General features: G+C 62.7%; 24 protein-coding genes. 11 read left to right on the forward strand and 13 right to left on the reverse strand.

The features are described 5' to 3' along the window. The first annotated feature begins 327 nt into the window (after positions 1-327). A complete protein-coding gene (locus tag RHEC894_RS02820) occupies positions 328-1,203 on the forward strand; it encodes a transporter substrate-binding domain-containing protein (RefSeq protein ID WP_010069423.1) in 876 nt (291 codons plus the stop codon). Positions 1,204-1,365: 162 nt separating this feature from the next. Here the strand turns inward: RHEC894_RS02820 and RHEC894_RS02825 are convergent, their stop codons facing one another. The 5 genes from RHEC894_RS02825 to RHEC894_RS02845 all read right to left on the reverse strand — a co-directional run bounded on the left by RHEC894_RS02825 (position 1,366) and on the right by RHEC894_RS02845 (position 4,536). Then, entirely contained in the window at positions 1,366-1,779 is a 414-nt protein-coding gene (locus RHEC894_RS02825) for a tellurite resistance TerB family protein (protein ID WP_003570543.1), read from the reverse strand. 82 nt (positions 1,780-1,861) lie between these two features. After that, positions 1,862-2,584: a thermonuclease family protein gene (locus tag RHEC894_RS02830; protein WP_085736031.1), complete on the reverse strand. Its 723-nt coding sequence runs from the start codon at positions 2,582-2,584 to the stop codon at positions 1,862-1,864. Positions 2,585-2,595: 11 nt separating this feature from the next. Next, entirely contained in the window at positions 2,596-3,285 is a 690-nt protein-coding gene (locus RHEC894_RS02835) for a helix-turn-helix transcriptional regulator (RefSeq protein ID WP_085736032.1), read from the reverse strand. A gap of 113 nt (positions 3,286-3,398) precedes the next feature. Then, the gene (locus tag RHEC894_RS02840; RefSeq protein ID WP_085736034.1) at positions 3,399-4,046 is read right to left on the reverse strand and encodes a response regulator transcription factor; all 648 of its coding nucleotides are present in this window, start codon (positions 4,044-4,046) and stop codon (positions 3,399-3,401) included. Positions 4,047-4,137: 91 nt separating this feature from the next. Beyond that, positions 4,138-4,536, reverse strand: a complete 399-nt coding sequence (locus RHEC894_RS02845) for a hypothetical protein (RefSeq protein ID WP_085736035.1) — start codon at positions 4,534-4,536, stop codon at positions 4,138-4,140. A 119-nt stretch (positions 4,537-4,655) separates the two neighbouring features. Between RHEC894_RS02845 and RHEC894_RS02850 the strand changes: the two genes are divergently transcribed. Further along, positions 4,656-5,009, forward strand: a complete 354-nt coding sequence (locus RHEC894_RS02850; RefSeq protein ID WP_085738832.1) for a DUF952 domain-containing protein — start codon at positions 4,656-4,658, stop codon at positions 5,007-5,009. Next, positions 5,006-6,094 (forward strand): quinone-dependent dihydroorotate dehydrogenase, encoded by a 1,089-nt coding sequence (locus RHEC894_RS02855; protein WP_085736037.1) that lies wholly within the window; start codon positions 5,006-5,008, stop codon positions 6,092-6,094. Before RHEC894_RS02850 ends, RHEC894_RS02855 begins: the two co-directional genes overlap by 4 nt. Here the strand turns inward: RHEC894_RS02855 and RHEC894_RS02860 are convergent. The 3 genes from RHEC894_RS02860 to RHEC894_RS02870 are packed head-to-tail and all read right to left on the reverse strand — an operon-like array spanning position 6,070 to position 8,211. Then, complete coding sequence (locus tag RHEC894_RS02860; protein WP_085738833.1) at positions 6,070-7,416, reverse strand: MATE family efflux transporter; 1,347 nt, start codon at positions 7,414-7,416, stop codon at positions 6,070-6,072. The two genes, RHEC894_RS02855 and RHEC894_RS02860, sit on opposite strands and share 25 nt — an antisense overlap. A gap of 8 nt (positions 7,417-7,424) precedes the next feature. After that, entirely contained in the window at positions 7,425-7,943 is a 519-nt protein-coding gene (locus RHEC894_RS02865; protein ID WP_085736038.1) for a CAP domain-containing protein, read from the reverse strand. Position 7,944: 1 nt separating this feature from the next. Then, positions 7,945-8,211: a DUF6460 domain-containing protein gene (locus RHEC894_RS02870; protein WP_085736040.1), complete on the reverse strand. Its 267-nt coding sequence runs from the start codon at positions 8,209-8,211 to the stop codon at positions 7,945-7,947. 251 nt (positions 8,212-8,462) lie between these two features. On the opposite strand from RHEC894_RS02870, the gene RHEC894_RS02875 reads away from it, so the two are divergent. From RHEC894_RS02875 to RHEC894_RS32835, 3 genes are all read left to right on the forward strand, one after another. After that, entirely contained in the window at positions 8,463-9,395 is a 933-nt protein-coding gene (locus RHEC894_RS02875) for a methyltransferase domain-containing protein (RefSeq protein WP_085736042.1), read from the forward strand. A gap of 212 nt (positions 9,396-9,607) precedes the next feature. Further along, positions 9,608-10,243, forward strand: coding sequence for a YitT family protein (locus RHEC894_RS02880; RefSeq protein ID WP_010068919.1), 636 nt, complete (start codon positions 9,608-9,610; stop codon positions 10,241-10,243). 97 nt (positions 10,244-10,340) lie between these two features. After that, a complete protein-coding gene (locus RHEC894_RS32835; protein WP_010068918.1) occupies positions 10,341-10,508 on the forward strand; it encodes a hypothetical protein in 168 nt (55 codons plus the stop codon). Between the two features lie 430 nt (positions 10,509-10,938). Here RHEC894_RS32835 and RHEC894_RS02885 read toward each other — a convergent pair whose 3' ends face one another. Together RHEC894_RS02885 and RHEC894_RS02890 are read right to left on the reverse strand one after the other, a co-directional pair. Continuing rightward, on the reverse strand, positions 10,939-11,400 hold the full coding sequence (locus tag RHEC894_RS02885; RefSeq protein WP_085736043.1) for a carboxymuconolactone decarboxylase family protein: 462 nt from the start codon (positions 11,398-11,400) through the stop codon (positions 10,939-10,941). A gap of 21 nt (positions 11,401-11,421) precedes the next feature. Then, on the reverse strand, positions 11,422-11,922 hold the full coding sequence (locus RHEC894_RS02890) for an Rrf2 family transcriptional regulator (protein WP_010065103.1): 501 nt from the start codon (positions 11,920-11,922) through the stop codon (positions 11,422-11,424). 126 nt (positions 11,923-12,048) lie between these two features. Between RHEC894_RS02890 and RHEC894_RS02895 the strand changes: the two genes are divergently transcribed. Genes RHEC894_RS02895 through RHEC894_RS02915 form a run of 5 tightly spaced genes read left to right on the forward strand, consistent with a single transcriptional unit; the run spans position 12,049 to position 16,510 of the window. After that, positions 12,049-12,681, forward strand: coding sequence for a YitT family protein (locus RHEC894_RS02895; protein ID WP_008524203.1), 633 nt, complete (start codon positions 12,049-12,051; stop codon positions 12,679-12,681). Positions 12,682-12,729: 48 nt separating this feature from the next. Continuing rightward, entirely contained in the window at positions 12,730-15,240 is a 2,511-nt protein-coding gene (locus RHEC894_RS02900; protein WP_085736045.1) for a ligase-associated DNA damage response DEXH box helicase, read from the forward strand. 29 nt (positions 15,241-15,269) lie between these two features. After that, on the forward strand, positions 15,270-15,995 hold the full coding sequence (pdeM, locus tag RHEC894_RS02905) for a ligase-associated DNA damage response endonuclease PdeM (protein ID WP_085736047.1): 726 nt from the start codon (positions 15,270-15,272) through the stop codon (positions 15,993-15,995). A 15-nt stretch (positions 15,996-16,010) separates the two neighbouring features. After that, entirely contained in the window at positions 16,011-16,199 is a 189-nt protein-coding gene (locus RHEC894_RS02910) for a hypothetical protein (protein WP_085736048.1), read from the forward strand. Then, positions 16,196-16,510, forward strand: a complete 315-nt coding sequence (locus RHEC894_RS02915) for a hypothetical protein (RefSeq protein ID WP_085736050.1) — start codon at positions 16,196-16,198, stop codon at positions 16,508-16,510. The genes RHEC894_RS02910 and RHEC894_RS02915 overlap by 4 nt, the downstream gene beginning before the upstream one ends. 79 nt (positions 16,511-16,589) lie before the next feature. On the opposite strand, the gene RHEC894_RS02920 is transcribed toward RHEC894_RS02915, so the two are convergent. The 3 genes from RHEC894_RS02920 to RHEC894_RS02930 all read right to left on the reverse strand — a co-directional run bounded on the left by RHEC894_RS02920 (position 16,590) and on the right by RHEC894_RS02930 (position 19,001). Next, positions 16,590-17,171, reverse strand: coding sequence for a transglycosylase SLT domain-containing protein (locus RHEC894_RS02920; RefSeq protein ID WP_085736052.1), 582 nt, complete (start codon positions 17,169-17,171; stop codon positions 16,590-16,592). A gap of 106 nt (positions 17,172-17,277) precedes the next feature. Further along, complete coding sequence (locus RHEC894_RS02925; protein WP_085736054.1) at positions 17,278-18,078, reverse strand: TIGR02186 family protein; 801 nt, start codon at positions 18,076-18,078, stop codon at positions 17,278-17,280. Continuing rightward, the gene (locus RHEC894_RS02930) at positions 18,078-19,001 is read right to left on the reverse strand and encodes a sulfite exporter TauE/SafE family protein (RefSeq protein ID WP_085736056.1); all 924 of its coding nucleotides are present in this window, start codon (positions 18,999-19,001) and stop codon (positions 18,078-18,080) included. The genes RHEC894_RS02925 and RHEC894_RS02930 overlap by 1 nt, the downstream gene beginning before the upstream one ends. Positions 19,002-19,422: the final 421 nt, after the last annotated feature.

A 19,422-nucleotide genomic window follows, 5' to 3' on the forward strand; every position in this document is an offset into this window, starting at 1 on the left:
TTCAATATCGCGGTTCAAAGATAGGTTTGGACTGACGCGTGCATCATGCGATCGGCTGGCGGGGTCCGATGTCGTCGCCACAAATAGAGGCGATATTCTTTAATTCCGCGCTAACACCGGGCGCAGACACACCCATAATTTTAGGGAGGCAAGAGGTTGGCGCCAACGCTCACGAGAGCCTCATCCTTGTAGGTTACCGCGCTGCTCCGAGGCCGATGCTTTCGCAACTGTCATGCTCACCTCACCCATATTCCCCGCCGGCCATGACTCTGTTACATCTTTCCGACCCCGCGATGCTTCGCCCTCAACCCCGAGACCAAGATCACGATGACGCAATCCAAGCTGGCATCCCTGACTCTCAAAGGGTTTTTCGCGTTCGGACTGTTGCTGGCAGCGCTGCTTTCGAGCTCTGCCGTATCCGCCCAGCAGGCGTCTCCCTCGCTGCCGCTGCTCTTCGATGCCCGCGAGCGTCTTGCGAGACCCGATCTCTCCTCGCTGGTGCGCCTGCGCTTCCTCACCTCGGTGGATTTTCCGCCGTTCAATTTCACCGATCAGAACGGCAAGCTTTCGGGTTTCGACGTCGACCTTGCCCGTGAAATCTGCAGCGAGCTGGAGATATCGGACAAGTGCCAGATTCAGGCGATCCCCTTCGCCGATTTGAAGGATGCGCTTGCCGCCTCGCAGGGCGATGCCGTCATCGCCGGCCTGGCGGTGACCCCGGAACTGCGCCGGCAATTCGTCTTCTCCCGGCCCTATCTGATGCTGCCGGCCCGCTTCGTGCGCAATCTCGCCGTGCCGCTCGACGGGAAGACGGCGGCCGCTCTTTCGAAACGCCCGGTCGGTGTCGTCAGGGGGACGGTGCATGAGGCGATGCTGTCGGCCTTCTTCCCGACGATTAAGGCCCAGCCGTTCGACACCAAGGACGCCCTACTGGCAGCCCTCAGGGAGCGCAAGGTCGATGCCGCCTTTGCCGATGCGCTGCAGCTTTCCTTCTGGGTCTCGTCGCCGGCCTCAGCCAAATGCTGCGCGCTGTTCGACGGGCCTTATCTCTCCGAGCAATTCCTCGGCGAGGGCATGACGATCATGCTGCGGCAGAAGGACAGCGTGCTGACGGCGGCCATCGACCACGCGCTCGCCACACTGTCGCGCAATGGCCGCCTCCAGGAAATCTATCTGCGTTATTTCCCTTACGGGCTCTACTGAAAAATAGAGATTAAAGCATGTCGCGCAAAAGTGTGCCGCGGTTTTCCCAGGCAAAGCGGAAGCGCTTTTGCCGGGCAAAGCGCGAAGCGCTTTTGCTGCAACGACATGCGTAAAACAAAGACCTAAAGCACGGGAAGCGAATCTGAAAGATCGCGACGCGCTTTAGCCCTTGCGGAAGCGGGCAATGGCGCTGCGCTCGATCGCCGCGCAGGTGAGCTTGTCGAGCCCGAGCCGGTCGCGCAGCAGGCTGAGCAGCCTGAGTTCCTCGGCCTTGACCGAAAGATCGGCGGAAGCGACTTCGACAGCCAGCGCATAGGCCGTGTCGTAGAGTTTTGCCGGCAGGGTATCGCGCACGGTTTCCAGAACGACGTCGAGACCTTCCGGCCCGGCCAGCAGCGAGGCGCAGTCGCGCGCCACCGAAATCAGCTTGTCGTCGTCGAAATCGCGGAACACCGGCAGGAACCCGATCAGCTGGCCGATCCTTTCCATCTCCCGGTCGTTCATCGTGCTGTCGACGGCGGAGGCCATCACCATCACGTAGATCAGCGCGTCATGGGCGGAAAGCGGCTTGTTCATCTCTGTTTCCTTTTTCGATCAGCCCAGAGTAGGAATTGGCAGCCGGCATTACAAGGGATCGGCCCTCTGTCAAGGCCGCCGTCTATCTCCGGCGCGGGTCGTCGCCGTAAATGCCTTTTCCCGCCTGCCTGGCCGTGTCGGCCACTGATGCCAGCGGCGAACCCGCGCCTGCTTCCGCCCAGCCGTTTTCGACGAGCCATGTGCCGAGATCCTGCCCGCCGAGCCGGCAGCTTGCCGATACCGTTCCCTTCCATTCCGCTGTATCGAGATCGCAGCCGATGCTGCGGTTGCGCAACAGCTGGCGCAGCGCCGTCTTCGCCATCATGCCGCAGGGCCATTGCCGGCCCGCCGGCCCGCATATTTTATCGGCGGCTGTCGGAATGACGCCGGCCAGCTGCAGCCGGCGCTCGCCGAACGAAAGCATACCGGCATTTTCGACCGCCGGCCGCGCCAGCTCTATCGGCTTTTTCGCGGCCGGCGCTGCCGCTTGCTGGCCGCCGGTCTGGGCTTGCTGCGTGACATCGGCGGGTTTGGCTGCCGCGCCGTCACCCGCTCCGGCCCCGGGCTCTGGAGCCGGCGGAGGCACCGGCTGCGCCGAGCCGGCGATGATTTCGGCTTGTTCATCCGATATCACGGCCGATTCGCCGGCCTTGGGGACGCCATCCGCTGCGGCGGTTGCCGTCTCCTCCGCCGATGCCGTCTCGTCGCCGGCGGTGTCGCCGCGAAGCTTTGCCTGCCCGGCCAGCAGCAGGCCGGCCACCACCGTCATCCCTAGGAGACCTGTGAAGACGGCGGCAGGGCGCATGGAATATCTTCCTATTGGCTGGCCCAGATGATGCGGGCGATCCAGTCGACATCGGCAAGATCGAGGGTGCGGTTGGGATGTTCGGGATTGAGCGACAGGAGTTCGATCGACCGCGGGCTCTGGCGCAGCAGTACCTTGGCCATCACCTCGCCCTCGCGTGTGCGCACCACGACGCGGTCGTTGCGGCGCACCTGCGCCGCCGGCTCGACGATCAGCACGTCGCCGTCGCGATAAAGCGGCATCATGCTTTCGCCCTGCACCTCCAGCGCATAGACGCCCGATTTTTGCGACGGCGTTGCCGGAAATTCCACCACGTCCCAGCCCTGGCCGGCCGGAAAGCCGCCATCGTCGAAGAAGCCGCCGGCGCCGGCCTGGGCAAAGCCGAGCAGCGGAATCGAGCTGCCCTGCGGCGGAACCGCGCCGTCGGGCCGTGCGACCAACTGCCCGGCCAGCGTCCTGGAAAAACCGGCATCCGGCTGCAGGAAGGCAAGAAACTGCTCGACGCTCGCCCCGGTGGCGTCGAGCACCTTGGCGATCGATTCCGTCGAGGGCCAGCGCAGCCGGCCATCGGCGGAAAGCCGTTTCGATTTGTTGAAGGAGGTGGGGTCGAGCCCGGCGCGGCGCGCAAGACCGGATGGCGTCAGCTCGTGCCGCTCGGCAAGCCTGTCGATCGCTCCCCAGATCTGGTCGTGTGACAGCATAGGCGCCCGATTCCGTACGCGGTTCATCCGCGCGTCAGCCGGGCGGAATATTAACCGACCGTGCCGTCCGAGTAAAGGCAAAGGAGGAATAAAATCCTGTTATTGCAAGCGTTTCAGGCGACCATCGCCATATTGATCTTGCCGAGCTGGATGACCGCCTGCGTCCGGCTGTCGACATCGAGTTTTAACAGGATCGCCGAGACATGCGCCTTGATGGTCGCCTCGGAGACGCCGAGCTCATAGGCGATCTGCTTGTTCAAAAGCCCTTCGGCGAGCATGGTCAGCACCCGGCTCTGCTGCGGCGTCAGCGTGTGCAGGCGGTGGATCAGGTTGGCGACATCGGGATCCTGCTCTTGCCCGTCGCGATAGCTTTCCGGCGTGGCGATATCGCCGGCCAGCACCGTCTGAATGCTGCGGCGAATGTCGTCGATGCCGGAGGATTTGGAGATGAAGCCGGACGCGCCAAGTTCCAGCGCCCGGCGGATCGTCGTCGCGTCGTCGGTGGCCGAAACGATGATGATCGGCAGGCTGGCGAATTCGGAGCGCAGCGCCATCAGGCCGGAAAAGCCGCTGACTCCCGGCATGGCGAGGTCGAGCAGCATCAGGTCGGCCTCCGCATGGGCGCCTGCCGCCTTGCGCGCGGCGGCGAAATCGCCGGCCTCGACGATCGTCTGCCGGCCTTCCATGCCGATGACAGCCTGGCGCAGCGCATCGCGGAACAGCGGGTGATCGTCGGCAATGATGATGGTCTGTTCGTGCATCGAAAACTCCCTCCCAAGAGCCCGATCCTGCCTGCATGCGCCGCCATCCCCTCCGCGCCGCATGCCGCTTTCTCGCAGGGACTATATCAGATCAGGTCTTCTGCGGAAGAGGATTGGCATTTTCCTCGGCCTGGAACTCCTTCACCATCCCCATGAAACTCTTCATCATCTTTTCCATGATGCTGATCGAGCGGTCGACTTCGGCATCGCTCGGCAGTGCGCGCTGGACGAGGCCGCCTTGTTCCAGCTTCGTCACCCGCTCGGAGAGCCGGTCGAGCTCATCCTCATAGGCTGCCCGCTCGTCGGCGGCCATGCGGCAGACGAGGGCGCCGTCCTTGTCCTGGCAGATCGACATCGCCCCGGTCTGTCGGTCGAGCCGGACGAAATGGTCGCCGCTCTTTTCCAGCTGGAAGCGGGTTGCATCGGCCTCCGCCGCCGCAGCGCCGAGCGGCAGGAGAAGAACGCCAAATGTGAGAACCAAAAACTTCATCGTCTCATCCTCCGGATTTTGCCCGTGGCAGTCCCATTTTAAGCGCCGGGGGCGTGGACATCGCCGCCTCTTTCCGGCAAAGCCCTCGTGACCCGAGGACCAGCAATCGCGAGGCCATGATGAGCGTGACACCGACCCTTTACAAGATCGTGACGGAAACGCTCTGGCAGCAAGCCAGACAAACCGGCATTTTTCATGGCGCCGGCATCGATCTCAAGGACGGCTTCATCCATTTCTCGACGGCCGATCAGGTCAAGCAGACCGCGGCCCTGCATTTTACCGGCCAGTCCGGGCTGCTGCTGGTTGCCGTCGATGGCAGCGGCTTCGGCGACAAGCTGATCTTCGAGCCGTCGCGCGGCGGCGATCTCTTCCCGCATCTTTACGCCGATCTGCCGCTGGCCGCCGTGCTCTGGGAGGCGGCGCTGCCGCTCGATGAAATAGGCGCCCATATCTTCCCGGAGCTTACGCCATGATCGATCCCTTCAAGCGTCTCGCCCGCAAGGGCCTCTTCCTGTTCGATCCGGAAACCGCGCACGGCATGTCGATTGCCGCGCTGAAGTCCGGCCTGGTGCCCGCCTGCCAGGTCACCCCCGATCCGCGCCTGCGCCAGACCGTCGCCGGCCTTGCCTTCGACAATCCGCTCGGCATGGCCGCCGGTTACGACAAGAATGCCGAGGTGCCCGAAGCCCTGCTGAAGCTCGGTTTCGGCTTTACCGAGATCGGCACGGTGACGCCAAAGCCGCAGGCCGGCAATCCGCGCCCGCGCATCTTCCGCCTGGTCGAGGATGAAGCGGTCATCAATCGCCTCGGTTTCAACAATGAGGGCCATGATGCCGCTTTCGAACGCCTCTCGGCACTGACGGGCGGCGGCATGATCGGCGTCAATATCGGCGCCAACAAGGATAGCGAAGATCGCATCGCCGATTACGTCGCCGGCATCCGCCGCTTCTATTCCGTCGCGCGCTATTTCACCGCCAATATCTCCTCGCCGAATACGCCCGGCCTGCGCGACCTGCAGGCGCGTGAAAGCCTGGCGGCGCTGCTCTCATCAGTGCTTGCGGCGCGCGACGAGATGGCACAGAAATCCGGCCGGAAGATCCCGGTCTTCCTGAAGATCGCTCCAGACCTGACCGAGGAAGGCATGGACGATATCGCCGCCGAAGTGCTCTCGCATGCGCTGGATGGCCTGATCGTCTCCAACACCACGCTGTCGCGCGAAGGTCTGAAAGATCAGCGCCAGGCGCAGGAGACCGGTGGTCTTTCCGGCGTGCCGCTGTTTGAAAAATCGACGGCGGTGCTTGCCCGGATGCGCAAGCGCGTCGGCCCGGCTTTGCCGATCATCGGCGTCGGCGGCGTCTCCTCGGCCGAAACGGCACTGGAGAAGATCAGAGCCGGCGCCGATCTCGTCCAGCTCTATTCCTGCATGGTCTATGAAGGCCCGGGCCTGCCCGGCGATATCGTTCGCGGCCTCTCGAAACTGTTGGATCGCGAAAAGGCCGGCTCGATAAGCGAGCTGCGCGATAGCAGGCTCGATTACTGGGCAGCGCGAAAAGTCTGATCGGCGCGCGGCTTGACCAGCACTGCGAGAAAGAAGCCGCGGAAGAGCAGGAAGGCGTTCATGCCGAGCCACAGGCCGTGGTTGCCGAAGAGCGGCACGAAGACGGCGAGCATCAGGAGATAACCGGCAAAGGATATCAGCATGCGGTTGCGCATGTCGACAGACCATGTCGCGCCGATGAAGACCCCGTCCATCAGGAAAGCGAGCGCCCCCGTCAGCCCGGTGATCGCAGCCCAGGGCAGATAGGTTTCGGCTGCCTGCCGCACTTCGGGCGAGGTCGTCAGCACCGAGATCAGCCACGGGCCGGCGAGAAAGAAGAAGGCGGAAGCGAATGCGGCCAGTCCGAAGGACCAGACGGTCGTCAGCTTCAGCCCGCGGTCGAAGGCCGGCCGATAACGCGCGCCGATCGCCCGGCCGGTAATCTGCTCGGCGGCATTGGCAAGCCCGTCGAGATAATAGCCTGACAGCAGGAAGAAATTCATCAGCACGGCATTGGCGGCAAGCGTCACCGCCCCGAAGCCGGTGCCGATCCGTGTCATGATCGTGAAAGCGCCGATCAGCACGAAGGTGCGGATCAGGATGTCGCGATTGAGCGCGAAAAGCTCCGCAAGCCGGTGCCGGGAAAAGATCTCGGGCCAAGCCGGCCGCTCGGCCCCGCCGAAACCTTTGAGCACGATGAAGAGCCCGGCGAACGCGCCGGCTGTCTCGCCGGCCATCGTTGCCCAGGCCACCCCCGCCACACCCCAGCCGAGCGACAGGCCGAGATAGATGGAAAGCAGGATGTTGATGCCATTGATCAGCGCCTGCAGCAGCAGGCCGACAGTGCCCTGTCCGCGCCCGAGCACGAAGCCGAGGATCGCGTAATTCGCCAGCGCCGCCGGTGCTGCCAGCATGCGGATCGCGAAATAGGTGCCGGTCGCTTCGGCGATCGCCCCTTGCGCGCCCATCAGCTTCAAACCGGCCGCCATCAACAGCGGCGAAAGACAGAGCAGCGTCAAGCCGCAGCCGAGCGCGGAAATCAAAGCCCGCCAGAAAACGGCCTGTTGCTCGTGCTGATCCCGCCGGCCATAGGCCTGCGCCGTCAGTCCCGTCGTCGAGGCGCGCAGGAAATTGAAACTGCCGAGGATCAGATCGAACAGCATCGCGCCGATCGCAAGCCCTGCAAGCGCTTCCGCGTTGCCCATATGGCCGACGACGGCGGTGCTCGTCAGCCCGAGCAGCGGTGTGGTCATGAAGCCGAGCGTCATCGGAATGGCAATCGACAGCACCAGCCGGTGCGTTACCTCGAAGCCAAAAGAGTGATTGTCGCTGCGCGTATCCATGACCTGCCTCATATTGAGGCGGAATCGCCTCGGCTGGAAAGCACCATGGCCCAATAGGGCAGGTTCCTGGAAGATGTATTATGGGCAACGGCGACGCCGAGGCCGTCATAACGCCCGAGCATGTTCTCCAGATGATGCGGCGAGTTGATCCAGGCCGTCACCACGGCATCGACGCTCTGCTGGCCGGAGGCAATGTTTTCCGCTGCCGGCAGCCGCACGCCGCTCGCTTTGACGCGGGCGCCGAAATTGTCGGTCATGCCGATCAGATGCGCCATCTTGCCGACGCTCGCCATGCGTTTGGCCTGGAAGAGGGCGGCGGTCTGCGCCGCCGGGTCGATAGCAAGCGGCGGCAGGCCGTTTTTGGCACGGAGCTGATTGACGAGCGGCAATACGCTCGCCGTCTCGTCCTCGCCGTTCGAAGGCGTGCCGGCAACGCGCGGCGTGGTGGTGCAGCCGGCAATGCCGGCGGCGAGCGCAAGTCCGGAAAGGCGGAGCAGGCCGCGCCTGGAAAGATCGATGGAGGTCATGTTACCGGCGATAGCTGAAAAGGCGAAGGATGACGAAGAGCGGGATGACGATCGTGGCGCCGAGCAGGAGATAGTCGCCGACGCGCCCGAGTGCCGAAAAACCCCGATGCCAGATTTCCAGGATGAAGTCGCGGAAACCATAGATGATGTTCCATGGCGTCAGGCCGAAGACGGTCATGACGAAACCGACGATCAGCGACACCACGATAAGTTTTATCAACGTGCGGCCGACTGAATCGCCAAGGAACCTGTTCGCCTGATCGGACATAAGCCATCTCCTGTTTGCCCCTGGAATAAGGTTGCGGCGCACTGCCCGCAAGCCCTTTCCGGAATTGGCTGTTTCGCCTGTGAAATAGGACTTGAGTTTTTTTGTGGCCGCCGCCAGATGCGCGGATTGAAAGTGTTACAGCCTCCTTTGCGCGTCTTAAAAGACGCGCGGCTGTGTAATGCTTGTCGCGCAAAAGTGTCGACCGGTTTTGCGACAACGACATGCGTAAAACAAAGAAGCAAGGTCCACTCATGCAGCCCCACCAGCTTTCCTCAGGCGATGTTATCGCCGACCGCCGCGCCGATTATGCCAGGATGCTCGAAGAAGGCGGTGAGCCGGAGGCGGCGGCCGAGCTGATGGAGCAGGCGCTGGAGCTCGTGCCCGCCTGGGCGGCCGGCTGGTATCGCCTCGCCACCTATCGCGAAAAAGCGGGCAGGGGGGACGCGGCGATCGAGGCCTATCGGCGGACGCTTGCCCTCGATCCCGATGACATTTTCGGCGCCGCCCTCAAGCTCGCCCTTCTCGGCGACGGCGCCACCCCTGACAAGCCGCCGAGCCGCTATATCGAGCGCCTGTTCGATGATTATGCCGACCGTTTCGAAACGTCGCTCGTCGAAAAACTCGACTACAGCGTGCCGCAGAAGCTTGCCTCCCTTGTCACCTCCACCGGCAGGCATTACGCATGCGCCGTCGATCTCGGCTGCGGCACCGGTCTGCTCGGCCCCGAAATCCGCGCTTGCGCCGGCCGTCTCGAAGGCTTCGACCTCTCGCAGAACATGCTGGTCAAGGCGGCCGAGAAGGGGATCTACGATCATCTCGCCCAGGCCGATCTCTCGCTCGCGCCCGATCTTTCCGGCCTGTTTGCCGATGCGGGACGCCAGCGCGCCGACCTGGTGACGGCAGCCGACGTGCTGATGTATCTCGGCAATCTCGAAAGCGTCTTTGCGATCATCGAAGAGCTTGCCGCGTCGGGCGCCCATATCGCCTTTTCCGTCGAGGATGCAGGGGATGGCGAAGGCTTCCATCTCGCGCCGTCGCTGCGCTATGCCCATTCCGAAACCTATGTGAGGCAGCTGCTTGCCCGCCACGGCCTGGAAATCCTCACCATCGTCAGGACGGTCATTCGCAAAGATGGCGGCAAACCGGTTGCCGGCATTCTGTTCCTTACGCGCAAACCCGCGTGAGCGAACATTTCTTGCGATGTTTTTATAGGACAGCATTGCTTACCTATTTCGCTTGATCGACGCACAAGAAGACTGATATTGCACGGATATCCGCAGAGAGCGCGGCGATAAGACGCTGGGCAATCCTGTTCATTTCACAATCGAAAATCCACCGCGTCCGGCTTTTCCTCCGGACGTGTTCCCGAACGCGTCTGCTGTTGGAGACTGGCGACATGACACAGCTCATCAATACCTTCGGCTTCTGGAATACCAGCGCCACGCGCCATGCCCCGGCCGAAGACGTGCAGGGCATCTTCTCGGGCAGCCTTGTCGCAGCCCTTGGCCTTTACGTGCTCGCCAGCGCCGGGCTTCTGACAGGCAGCACCGCCGGGGTGGCTTTCCTTCTGCATTATGCTTTCGGCGTCAATTTCGGCCTTGCCTTCTTCCTGCTCAACGTGCCGTTCTTCTGGCTGTCGTGGAAGCGCCTCGGCATGGCTTTCACGATCAAGACCTTCATCGCCATCGGCCTGACCTCGGTGCTATCAGACGTGCAGTCGCGCTTCTTTTCGATTTCCAGCATCCATCCGGCCTGGGCCGCCCTTCTCGGCGGCCTGCTCCTCGGCTTCGGCCTGCTGGCGCTCTATCGCCACCGCGCCAGCCTCGGCGGCGTCGGCATTCTCGGCATCTATCTGCAGGAACGTTTCGGCATCCGCGCCGGCCTCGTCCAGCTCGCCATCGACATGTGCGTGCTCGCCGCCGCCTTCTTCGTCACCACGCCGCCTGTCGTCTTCTACTCCGTCCTCGGCGCCATCGTCCTCAACCTCTTCGTCGCCATCAACCACCGCGCCGACCGTTATATCGCCCTCTGACATTACAAATCCGTAAGCCATTCTAAACAAATCGTAACTTGCCCCTGCTCCGTCCCGGCGCGAAACTCCACTCGCGCCGGATTTGATGAGGTGAGTTATGTCAGATTTGGAAAAGCTTGTGAGACGCCGCATGCAGGAAGAATACGCCAGGGGCGCTTCCGCGGACGAAATCGCGAAGGTCGTCCGCGATCTGCTCAACAGCATCGACCTCTCGGGCACAGGGCCTGACGCCGTTGCCTTGCGAGCCACTCCGAATTACGAGTGACCGTATATTCAACCGACCCGAATTTTTCGGGTCGGTTGTTGGGATGCCATCAAAGGTGCCCGCGGGGCAGATGGGGTTGAGAAGCCTATGCAAAAATCGCTACCCCGCACCGATTCCTAGCTGTCCTTGCTCCACAAACCACCCCACACTCCGTCATCCTCGGGCTTGACCCGAGGATCCACGCCGGCCGCCGTCAGAGGGGCCATGGATCCCAGGCTCAAGGCCTGGGATGACGGAGATTGGGGGCCTGTTTTGCCAAACTTGCCGTTGATGCAGCGGATGAGACGTCGCACTTCCTGGTTCTACGCGGTGCCGTGTGGCCTCACGCTTACCTGGTTGAGCCAACGGGCTCACCCCCTCCTTGGGACTGAGGCGAGCAGAGGATATGCCGCGACCTCTCCATCCCCCGCTCACTTCTATCGCATTGACCTCAAGCCGCTTTCACTGCCGCATCGATCGGATGCTGCGAGCGGAAGCCGACCGCCAGCCGGTTCCAGATATTGATCGCGCCGATCGCCACGGTGATCTCGGTCATCTCCTTCTCGGAGAAATGCGCCTTCAGCGCCTCGTAATCGCCGTCCGGTGCGCCCGTCTTGGCGATATTGGTGACGGCGTCGACCCAGCCGAGCAGGGCCCTTTCGCGGGCATCGTAAACAGGCGATTCCCGCCAGACGCACATCAGGTTGATCCATTGCTCGCTGAGGCCATCGTGGCGGGCTTCCTTCACATGCATGTCGACGCAATAGGCGCAGCCATTGATCTGCGAGGCGCGCAGCTTGATCAGGTGAATGAAGCGGCGCTCCAGCCCGGAAGACTGGACATATTGTTCGAGTGCGGCGACGGCCTTGTAGGCATCGGGAGCGGCTTTGGCGAAATTGAAACGTGGTTGCATGGTCATTCTCCTTGTTGGGGCTCAACGAGCCGTCTTGCGTTCATGAATTTCAAGGAAGGCGCAGCCTCGGGCTGCGATCGATCCGTCGTCGAGGGCGGCAAGTTCAATGCCGAGATCGGCAATGCTGGTCTTGGCGAGTTCGGCCCGGTAGACCCGTTCGGCTCTCAGCATCGCCGCGCTGATGTTGCAGGGCGTGGCGAAGAAGCGGTCGGAGACCGGGTTCGGTCCGCGCTGGCGGATTTCGGCGCAGCGAAAGGCCGGTGCCGGTCCTTCGACGGCGAGCAGAATATCGAGCAGCGAAATCTCCGCCGGCGCCTTCGCCAGCCGATAACCGCCCTTCGGCCCCGGCACGGTATCGAGGATGCCGGCACCCGACAGCGCCTGCAGGTGTTTGAGCAGATAGCTCGTCGACACGCCGTGGAATTGCGCCAGCGCGGCCGCCGAAAGCACGCCGCCTTCGGAAAGGCCGGACAGCATGGCGACGCTGTGAATGGCCTGCTCGACCCCATCGCTCATTTTCATACGCACGGCCTCCTCAATTCGTGGATAAAAAATATCCACGATTAGGGCGACTGTCAAGCGGCGCCTTGCTGCTTGCCTTTATCCCCGCGCGGGATAGAAGACGGAAAAAGCCGACAGGGGAACATCATGGCATCCAACGCCTTCGCAGGCCTTCTGAATTCCAGCGCCGATCGCCATTCGCCGTTCGACGATGCGCAGGGCATCGTCGCCGGCAGCATGCTCGCCGTGCTCGGCGTCTCGCTTCTGTCGGGCGCGGGGCTGCTCGCCGGCGGCACGGCCGGTCTTGCCTTTCTCGCCCATTATGCGACGGGTTTTAGCTTCGGCCTCTGCTTCTTTGCCGTGAACCTGCCCTTCTATTATCTCGCCTTTCGCCGATTGGGGCCGGCCTTCACCATCAAGACGTTCGCCGCCATCGCGCTGACCTCGATCCTGTCCGAATTCGTGCCGGGCTTTATCGGCATCACGCATGTCAATCCTATCGCCGGGGCGCTGTTTGGCGGCCTCGTCATCGGCGCCGGCATGCTGGCGCTCTTCCGCCATCGCGCCAGCCTCGGCGGCATCGGCATTCTCGCCCTCTATATCCAGGATCGTCTCGGCTGGCGCGCCGGCCTCGTTCAGCTCGGCTTCGACCTTGTTATCCTGGCGCTCTCCTTCTTCGTCGCCAGTCCCTTTATCATCGCCTGCTCTGTGCTCGGCGCGGTCGTGCTCAACCTTGCGATTGCCATCAATCACCGCAAGGACCGCTATATCGCCGTGTGAGGCGACGGCCGCTCTTCTTTTTCCTTGAGGTTTCACTACCTTCAGGATGTGGACCAGATCGATTCCGAAGCCCGCGCCCTGCTGCCTGCCGCCTTTGCCCGCTGGTTTGCGGAAAAGGGCTGGCGCCCGCGCGCCCATCAGCTGGAACTGCTTGCCCGCGCCGAGGCCGGCGAAAGCACGCTGCTGATTGCTCCCACAGGCGCCGGCAAGACGCTCGCCGGTTTCCTGCCCTCGCTCACCGATCTCACCCGTCGCGGCAGGATTCCGCCCGGCTCCGCCTTCACCGGCATCCATACGCTCTACGTCTCGCCGCTGAAGGCGCTGGCGATCGATATCGAGCGCAACCTGATGAAGCCGGTGGCGGAAATGGGCCTGCCGGTCACCGTCGAAAACCGCACCGGCGATACGCCGAACGCCAAGCGCCAGCGCCAGAAGCTCAATCCGCCGGATATTCTGCTGACGACGCCCGAGCAGGTCGCCCTGCTGCTGGCCAACCACGAGGCCGAGCGCTTCTTCAAGGATCTGAAATATGTCGTGCTCGACGAGCTGCATTCGCTGGTCACTTCGAAGCGCGGCCATATGCTGTCGCTCGGCCTTGCCCGTTTGCGCCGCCTTGCGCCCGACCTCAAGACCATCGGCCTGTCGGCGACCGTCGCCGAGCCGATGGATCTGCAGAAATGGCTGGTCGGGCAGGAGGAGGGGAGCAAGCATCATGCGGGTCTCGTCGTCGTCGAAGGCGGCGCTAAACCCGACATCTCGATCCTGTCGACGGAGGAACGTATTCCCTGGGCCGGCCATTCCGCCAAATATGCCATTCCCGATGTCTACACCAAGCTCCTCGACCACCAGACGACGCTGCTCTTCGTCAATACCCGCAGCCAGGCCGAGATGCTGTTCCAGGAACTCTGGACGATCAATGACGACAACCTGCCGATCGCCCTCCATCACGGCTCGCTCGATGTCGCCCAGCGCCGCAAGGTCGAGGCGGCGATGGCCGAAAACCGGCTGCGCGCCGTCGTCGCCACCTCGACGCTCGATCTCGGCATCGACTGGGGCGATGTCGATCTCGTCATCCATGTCGGCGCGCCGAAGGGGGCGTCGCGTCTTGCCCAGCGCATCGGCCGCGCCAATCACCGCATGGACGAGCCCTCGAAGGCGATCCTCGTGCCGGCCAACCGTTTCGAGGTGATGGAGTGCCAGGCCGCGCTCGACGCCAATTATATCGGCGCTCAGGATACCCCGCCCGTCGGCCGCGGCGCGCTCGACGTGCTCGCCCAGCACGTGCTCGGCATGGCCTGCGCCGAACCTTTCGACATGCTGGAACTCTACGACGAAGTCACCAGCGCCTCGCCCTATGCCGATCTCACCTGGGAGACCTTCGAGCGCGCCGTCGATTTCGTCGCGACCGGCGGTTATGCGCTTCGAACCTATGAGCGTTACGCCCGCATCCGCAAGACCAAGGAGGGTCGCTGGCGCGTTTCCAATCCCGCCGTCGCCCAGCAATACCGCCTCAACCTCGGCACCATCGTCGAAAGCCCAATGCTGAATATCCGCATGGTCAAGCGCGGCGAGGGCGGCCGGATCGGCCGCGGCGGCGCCACGCTGGGAAAGGTCGAGGAATATTTCCTCGAGCAATTGTCGCCCGGCGATACTTTCGTCTTCTCCGGCAAAGTGCTGCGTTTCGAGGGCATCCGCGAAAACGAATGCCTGGCCTCGCAGGCCTTTTCCCTTGATCCGAAAATCCCGTCCTACAACGGCGGTAAGTTTCCGCTGTCGACCTATCTCGCCGAGCAGGTGCGGGCGATGATCGCCGATCCCGACCGCTGGCGCCATTTGCCGGATCAGGTGCGCGATTGGCTGTCCTTGCAAGACGACAAGTCGATGCTGCCGAAGCGCGACGAGTTCCTGATCGAAACCTTCCCGCGCGGCAGCCGCGGTTATATGGTCGCCTATCCCTTCGAAGGCCGTCTCGCCCATCAGACGCTCGGCATGCTGCTCACCCGCCGGCTGGAGCGGGCGGGCGCCAAGCCGCTCGGCTTCGTCGCCACCGATTATTCGCTGGCCGTCTGGGGCCTGGAGGATATCGGGCTGATGATCGGCAATGGCCGGCTCAACCTCTCCGACCTGTTCGACGAGGACATGCTCGGCGATGATCTCGAGGCCTGGCTCGACGAATCCTTCCTGCTGAAGCGCACCTTCCGCAATTGCGCCGTGATTGCGGGCTTGATCGAGCGCCGCCATCCCGGCAAGGAAAAGAGCGGCCGCCAGATCACCGTCTCTGCCGATCTGATCTATGACGTGCTGCGCAGCCACGAGCCGGATCACATCCTGCTGCAGGCGACCCGCCAGGATGCGGCGACCGGACTTTTGGATATCAGCCGTCTTGGCGATATGCTGAGGCGAATCAGGGGCCACATCACCCATCGCCCGCTCGACCATATTTCCCCGCTCGCCGTGCCGGTGATGCTGGAAATCGGCCGTGAAGCGGTGCCGGGCGAGGCCCATGATGCGCTGCTCGCCGAAGCGGCCGACGATCTGATCGCCGAAGCTCTGGCATGATGATGACGACTGGGAAAAACACGACTGTGATGAACCGCCTGGCGCTGGCGCGCAACATTTCCGGACTGGCCGCGATACCCGGCATCGAGACATCGGTGAACGGCGTTGCCGCCGTCTGCGATCCGCTCGGCGCCCTCTATCTGCCGGACGCCGGCCTGCTCGTCGTCTCCGATCTGCATCTGGAAAAGGGCGCCGCCTTCGCCCGCCGCGGCATGATGCTGCCGCCCTATGATACGCTGGCGACGTTGACGGTGCTGGCCGCCGTGATCTCGCGGTATGATCCGAAGCTCGTCGTCTCGCTCGGCGACAATTTCCACGACCGCATCGGCTCCAAACACCTGCCGGAGAATTTTCGCGCGCTGATCGTCGCCATGGCGCGCGGCCGCGAATGGATCTGGATCAACGGCAATCACGATCCCGACGGCGTCGTCGATCTGCCCGGTGTTTCCACCGACGAGCTGCATTATGCCGGCCTGACCTTCCGCCACGAGCCGAGGAACGGTCTACAGAGCGGCGAAATCGCCGGCCATCTGCACCCGTCGGCCACCGTGCGCCGCCGCGACAAATCCGTCCGCCGCCCGTGTTTCGCCACCGACGGCGCCCGCCTGCTGATGCCCGCCTTCGGCGTCATGAGCGGCGGCCTGGATCTCGGCCATCAGGCGATGAAAGGCCTCTTCGACACATCGTCGCTGGTGGCCCATCTCTTGGGGCGCGATCGGATTTATTCGGTGCGGTATGGGAATTTGCGGGGGTAGGAACTGTTATCCCTGATGGGGCTTGCTTGGCACGCCCCCAATAGTCTGTTCAAAAAGCGGGTATCGGGCTGGCCGTCGGTCATGAGCTTGATCATTGCGGCCTGGATGAAAGTAAGGCTCGTCGCTGAAAAGCGCTTGAAATCCTTCGCCACGCCGGTTTATTCCGGGCCGGCCGAAGCCCTACGGCAGGAAGCAAATCATTGAGCTATGCTGCACTTAAAATCCCCAAGTTGCTTACTGTGTTGACGGCGTTGGCAGCAGGCACGCTCTCTGGCTGCGCCAGAATGCCGCCGGTATTTTCCGACGATGGCGCGTCAATTTCATTCAAGGGTGAAAAGTTTGAGTATCGCGCACCCGGTCAGGCTGAGGTGTCCTGCAAATTTGATAATACGCGAAAATTGGCAGTTTGTGACAATGGCCTAACCTCCGAGTTGGTAGTGGCAGGGCTTCCCTTCCGTGGCGTCGTCATAGTTGAATTCAGTGGGCGGCGGTTCAGGCCCGCAAAACACCCCTAAACCATCGCTCCTTCCAAAAGGCCGACCAGCGCTAACGCGCTCTTCTTAGACCAAGCCGCCATTCTTGGACGGACACTAATCAATCACACCCCTGCAACTGCTGCTGATATGTCCCAGCCATCCGCGCGAACTTCTGCGCGGTCTGCTGCAATTGCCCGTTCGAGCGCCAGTCGCCGCGCTTATATCCGGTCGGGCCGGAATAATAGGCGAGATAGAGATTATAGGCATCGTTCAGCGGAATGCCGGTCTCGGCGCTGTTCTGGGCGTGGTACCAGCCGATGAAATCGATCGCGTCGGCGAAGTTTGCCCGCCGCGCCGTCCAATTCCCCGTCTGCGACTGATAATGATCCCATGTGCCGTCGAGCGCCTGCGAATAACCGTAGGCGGTCGACGGCCGGGTCCAGGGAATGAAGCCGAACAGTTTGGTGCGCGGCGGCCGCGCATAGGGCTGGAAGCCGGATTCGGTATACATCGTCGCCATCAGGATCGGCACCGGCACGCCGTATTTCTTCTCCGTCCGCTCGGCCGCACTCTGCCAACTGGAGAAGAGCCCGTCGCGCTGATCGAAGACGGCGCAAATGTTCCGCGTCTGCTTCGGCGCCGTCGCGCAGCCGGCAAGCAGCGCGAGACCCATAGCGGCCAGAACGATACGAGTACGCATGACAAAACCTCTCGTTTCGGAGAGATTACTAACTCGTAAATGTTAAAAACCGGTTTTTAGTCGAATACGAAGTTTTCTGAGGAACTGCCACCCAGGAATCGACGGTTCAATCCTTGCGGAAGATCAGGCTGGCACCCCAGCCGGTGATGACGGCGAGAGCTACGGACGCAAAGCCGTAGAGGATCGGCTGGCTGTGCGCCGCATCGGTGATGGTCTGCTCGATGCCGGTCTTGATGACGCGCAGCGGCAGCGATTCCTGGGTCACCAGATTGCCGCTCTTGAAGAGATAGGCGCGCACGGTGTGGACGCCGTTCGGAATGTTCGCCGGCAGGCGCAGGCTCGCCTTGAAAAGGTTGGAGGAAACGAACCGCACGCCGCTCGGGTTGCGGTCGTAGAAGCCGCCGCCCTGCTGCAGCCGCCGGAAGGCATCGCGGAATTCGCCGAGATTGCTGCCGTCGCCGACGAAGCCGACCGGCGTCAGCGGAATGTGATCGATGCCGATCCCCTGATCGGTCAGTTCGAGCGGCGTCGTCAGGTCGTCGATCATCCGCGAACTCGACATCGAATAGGAGTGCGGCACCGCCTCGAAGGTCATCGAGCGCCTGTTCACCCAGATGCCGAAAACGCGCTCCTTCTTGCGCACCGTTGCATCCTGGCGCGGGCCCTCCAGCACCACGACCACGTCATACTGGCCGATGGCGAGCAGCAGCTGATCGGTATTCGAGAGCGCCCCGAAGATCGTCAGATCGGCACCGTGGAAATCCGAGGTAATGGCGATTTCGCTGGTCGAGGTGCCGATCTCGAGCCCTTCGCGCACCGCTTCGGTGGACTGCCCGGGCAGCCATTGCGCGCCGGCAACCGCTGGCAGCAGGCAAAGGAATGTCATGACGGCGGCAAGCAGGCGCATCAGTTGCCGGCTCCCATCACCACCGAATAGACGTCGGCCGGCGTCACCACCAGCGCGATCGCCAGGCGCAGGCCGACGGCGAGCACCAGCAGGCCGAGCAGGGCGCGCAGCTGCTCGCCGCGCAGCTTCTGGCCGACGCGCACGCCGTATTGCGCCCCGACGACACCCGCCACCATCAGGATGAAGGCGAGCACGATGTCGACGGAAAAATTCGTCGCCGCCTGCACGATCGTCGTATAGGCGGTGACGAAAATGATCTGGAACAGCGAGGTGCCGACGACGACATTGGTCGGGATGCGCAGGAGATAGATCATCGCCGGCACCATGATGAAGCCGCCGCCGACACCCATGATCGAGGTGAGGATGCCGATCGCGAAACCGAGCGCGACGATCGGAATGACGCTGAGAAAAATCTTCGATTTCTTGAAGCGCACCTTGAGCGGCAGCTTGTGCACCCAGTGCTGGTGGCCGGGCTTGCGTGGCGTCGGCGGTTCGTTGCGCGCGGCGCGGCGCATCGCATTGATGCTTTCGAGCAGCATCAGCCCGCCGACAGTACCGAGGAAGATGACATACATCAGCGAGATGATCAGATCGAGCTGGCCGATGGCGCGCAGCAGCGAGAAGATCCAGATGCCGACTGTGGCACCCGAGAGACCGCCGATCAAAAGCACCGTGCCGAGCTTGACGTCGAGCGTGCCGCGCCGGAAATGGGTGATCGCGCCCGATATGGATGAGGCAACCACCTGGTTGGCGCCGGTCGCGACCGCAACGACCGGGGGAATATTGTAGAAGATCAACAGCGGCGTGATCAGAAAGCCGCCGCCGACGCCGAACATTCCAGACAGGAATCCGACGGCGGCCCCCATGCCGAGAATGATGAAAATGTTCACCGACAATTCTGCGATGGGCAGATAGATTGTCACAACCGACCCCGAATGATGACCGCGCCTGCCGGGCGGTTTCCGTCCCGTCCCCGTTCGAATGCGCACCATACTGTGAAATCGTTGCCAGAGGCTTTCGATCGGCCTGATTGGCGATGGAGATCGATGGCAGGAGATTCGGCGATGCGCGGATCGATATGTCCCGCATAATCCGGCTTTTTTCAGATTGCATGACGGGCGGGAGCAAAAAGTGGAGAAAGCCTTGCGGCATAGTGCCGCCAGGCTCGGATCGCGGACAAAGTCCGCCGAGGCTTGGGGGTCGTACGCGACGGCTGCCCCCCGGGGGCAAGGGGCGTGCCTCGCGAGATGCCAGTGAGGGAGGGAGAGGTCACGGCATATCCCTTCTCCCCGCGTGCGGGAGACGGTGCCGGGCCCACACTCTCTTCCCTCATTCCTGTGCTCG

Source organism: Rhizobium sp. CIAT894 (assembly GCF_000172795.2).
Lineage (GTDB): Bacteria > Pseudomonadota > Alphaproteobacteria > Rhizobiales > Rhizobiaceae > Rhizobium.

Coding starts and splice junctions, on each gene's coding strand:
- RHEC894_RS02920 (WP_085736052.1), bottom strand. CDS start 17,171: ATGCGTACTCGTATCGTTCTGGCCGCTATGGGTCTCGCGCTGCTTGCC.
- RHEC894_RS02850 (WP_085738832.1), top strand. CDS start 4,656: ATGAGCGTGACACCGACCCTTTACAAGATCGTGACGGAAACGCTCTGG.
- RHEC894_RS02870 (WP_085736040.1), bottom strand. CDS start 8,211: ATGTCCGATCAGGCGAACAGGTTCCTTGGCGATTCAGTCGGCCGCACG.
- RHEC894_RS02880 (WP_010068919.1), top strand. CDS start 9,608: ATGACACAGCTCATCAATACCTTCGGCTTCTGGAATACCAGCGCCACG.
- RHEC894_RS02925 (WP_085736054.1), bottom strand. CDS start 18,078: ATGCGCCTGCTTGCCGCCGTCATGACATTCCTTTGCCTGCTGCCAGCG.
- RHEC894_RS02865 (WP_085736038.1), bottom strand. CDS start 7,943: ATGACCTCCATCGATCTTTCCAGGCGCGGCCTGCTCCGCCTTTCCGGA.
- pdeM (WP_085736047.1), top strand. CDS start 15,270: ATGAACCGCCTGGCGCTGGCGCGCAACATTTCCGGACTGGCCGCGATA.
- RHEC894_RS02875 (WP_085736042.1), top strand. CDS start 8,463: ATGCAGCCCCACCAGCTTTCCTCAGGCGATGTTATCGCCGACCGCCGC.
- RHEC894_RS02910 (WP_085736048.1), top strand. CDS start 16,011: ATGGGGCTTGCTTGGCACGCCCCCAATAGTCTGTTCAAAAAGCGGGTA.
- RHEC894_RS02855 (WP_085736037.1), top strand. CDS start 5,006: ATGATCGATCCCTTCAAGCGTCTCGCCCGCAAGGGCCTCTTCCTGTTC.
- RHEC894_RS02890 (WP_010065103.1), bottom strand. CDS start 11,922: ATGAAAATGAGCGATGGGGTCGAGCAGGCCATTCACAGCGTCGCCATG.
- RHEC894_RS02820 (WP_010069423.1), top strand. CDS start 328: ATGACGCAATCCAAGCTGGCATCCCTGACTCTCAAAGGGTTTTTCGCG.
- RHEC894_RS02885 (WP_085736043.1), bottom strand. CDS start 11,400: ATGCAACCACGTTTCAATTTCGCCAAAGCCGCTCCCGATGCCTACAAG.
- RHEC894_RS02860 (WP_085738833.1), bottom strand. CDS start 7,416: ATGGATACGCGCAGCGACAATCACTCTTTTGGCTTCGAGGTAACGCAC.
- RHEC894_RS02835 (WP_085736032.1), bottom strand. CDS start 3,285: ATGCTGTCACACGACCAGATCTGGGGAGCGATCGACAGGCTTGCCGAG.
- RHEC894_RS02840 (WP_085736034.1), bottom strand. CDS start 4,046: ATGCACGAACAGACCATCATCATTGCCGACGATCACCCGCTGTTCCGC.
- RHEC894_RS02845 (WP_085736035.1), bottom strand. CDS start 4,536: ATGAAGTTTTTGGTTCTCACATTTGGCGTTCTTCTCCTGCCGCTCGGC.
- RHEC894_RS02825 (WP_003570543.1), bottom strand. CDS start 1,779: ATGAACAAGCCGCTTTCCGCCCATGACGCGCTGATCTACGTGATGGTG.
- RHEC894_RS02830 (WP_085736031.1), bottom strand. CDS start 2,584: ATGCGCCCTGCCGCCGTCTTCACAGGTCTCCTAGGGATGACGGTGGTG.
- RHEC894_RS32835 (WP_010068918.1), top strand. CDS start 10,341: ATGTCAGATTTGGAAAAGCTTGTGAGACGCCGCATGCAGGAAGAATAC.
- RHEC894_RS02895 (WP_008524203.1), top strand. CDS start 12,049: ATGGCATCCAACGCCTTCGCAGGCCTTCTGAATTCCAGCGCCGATCGC.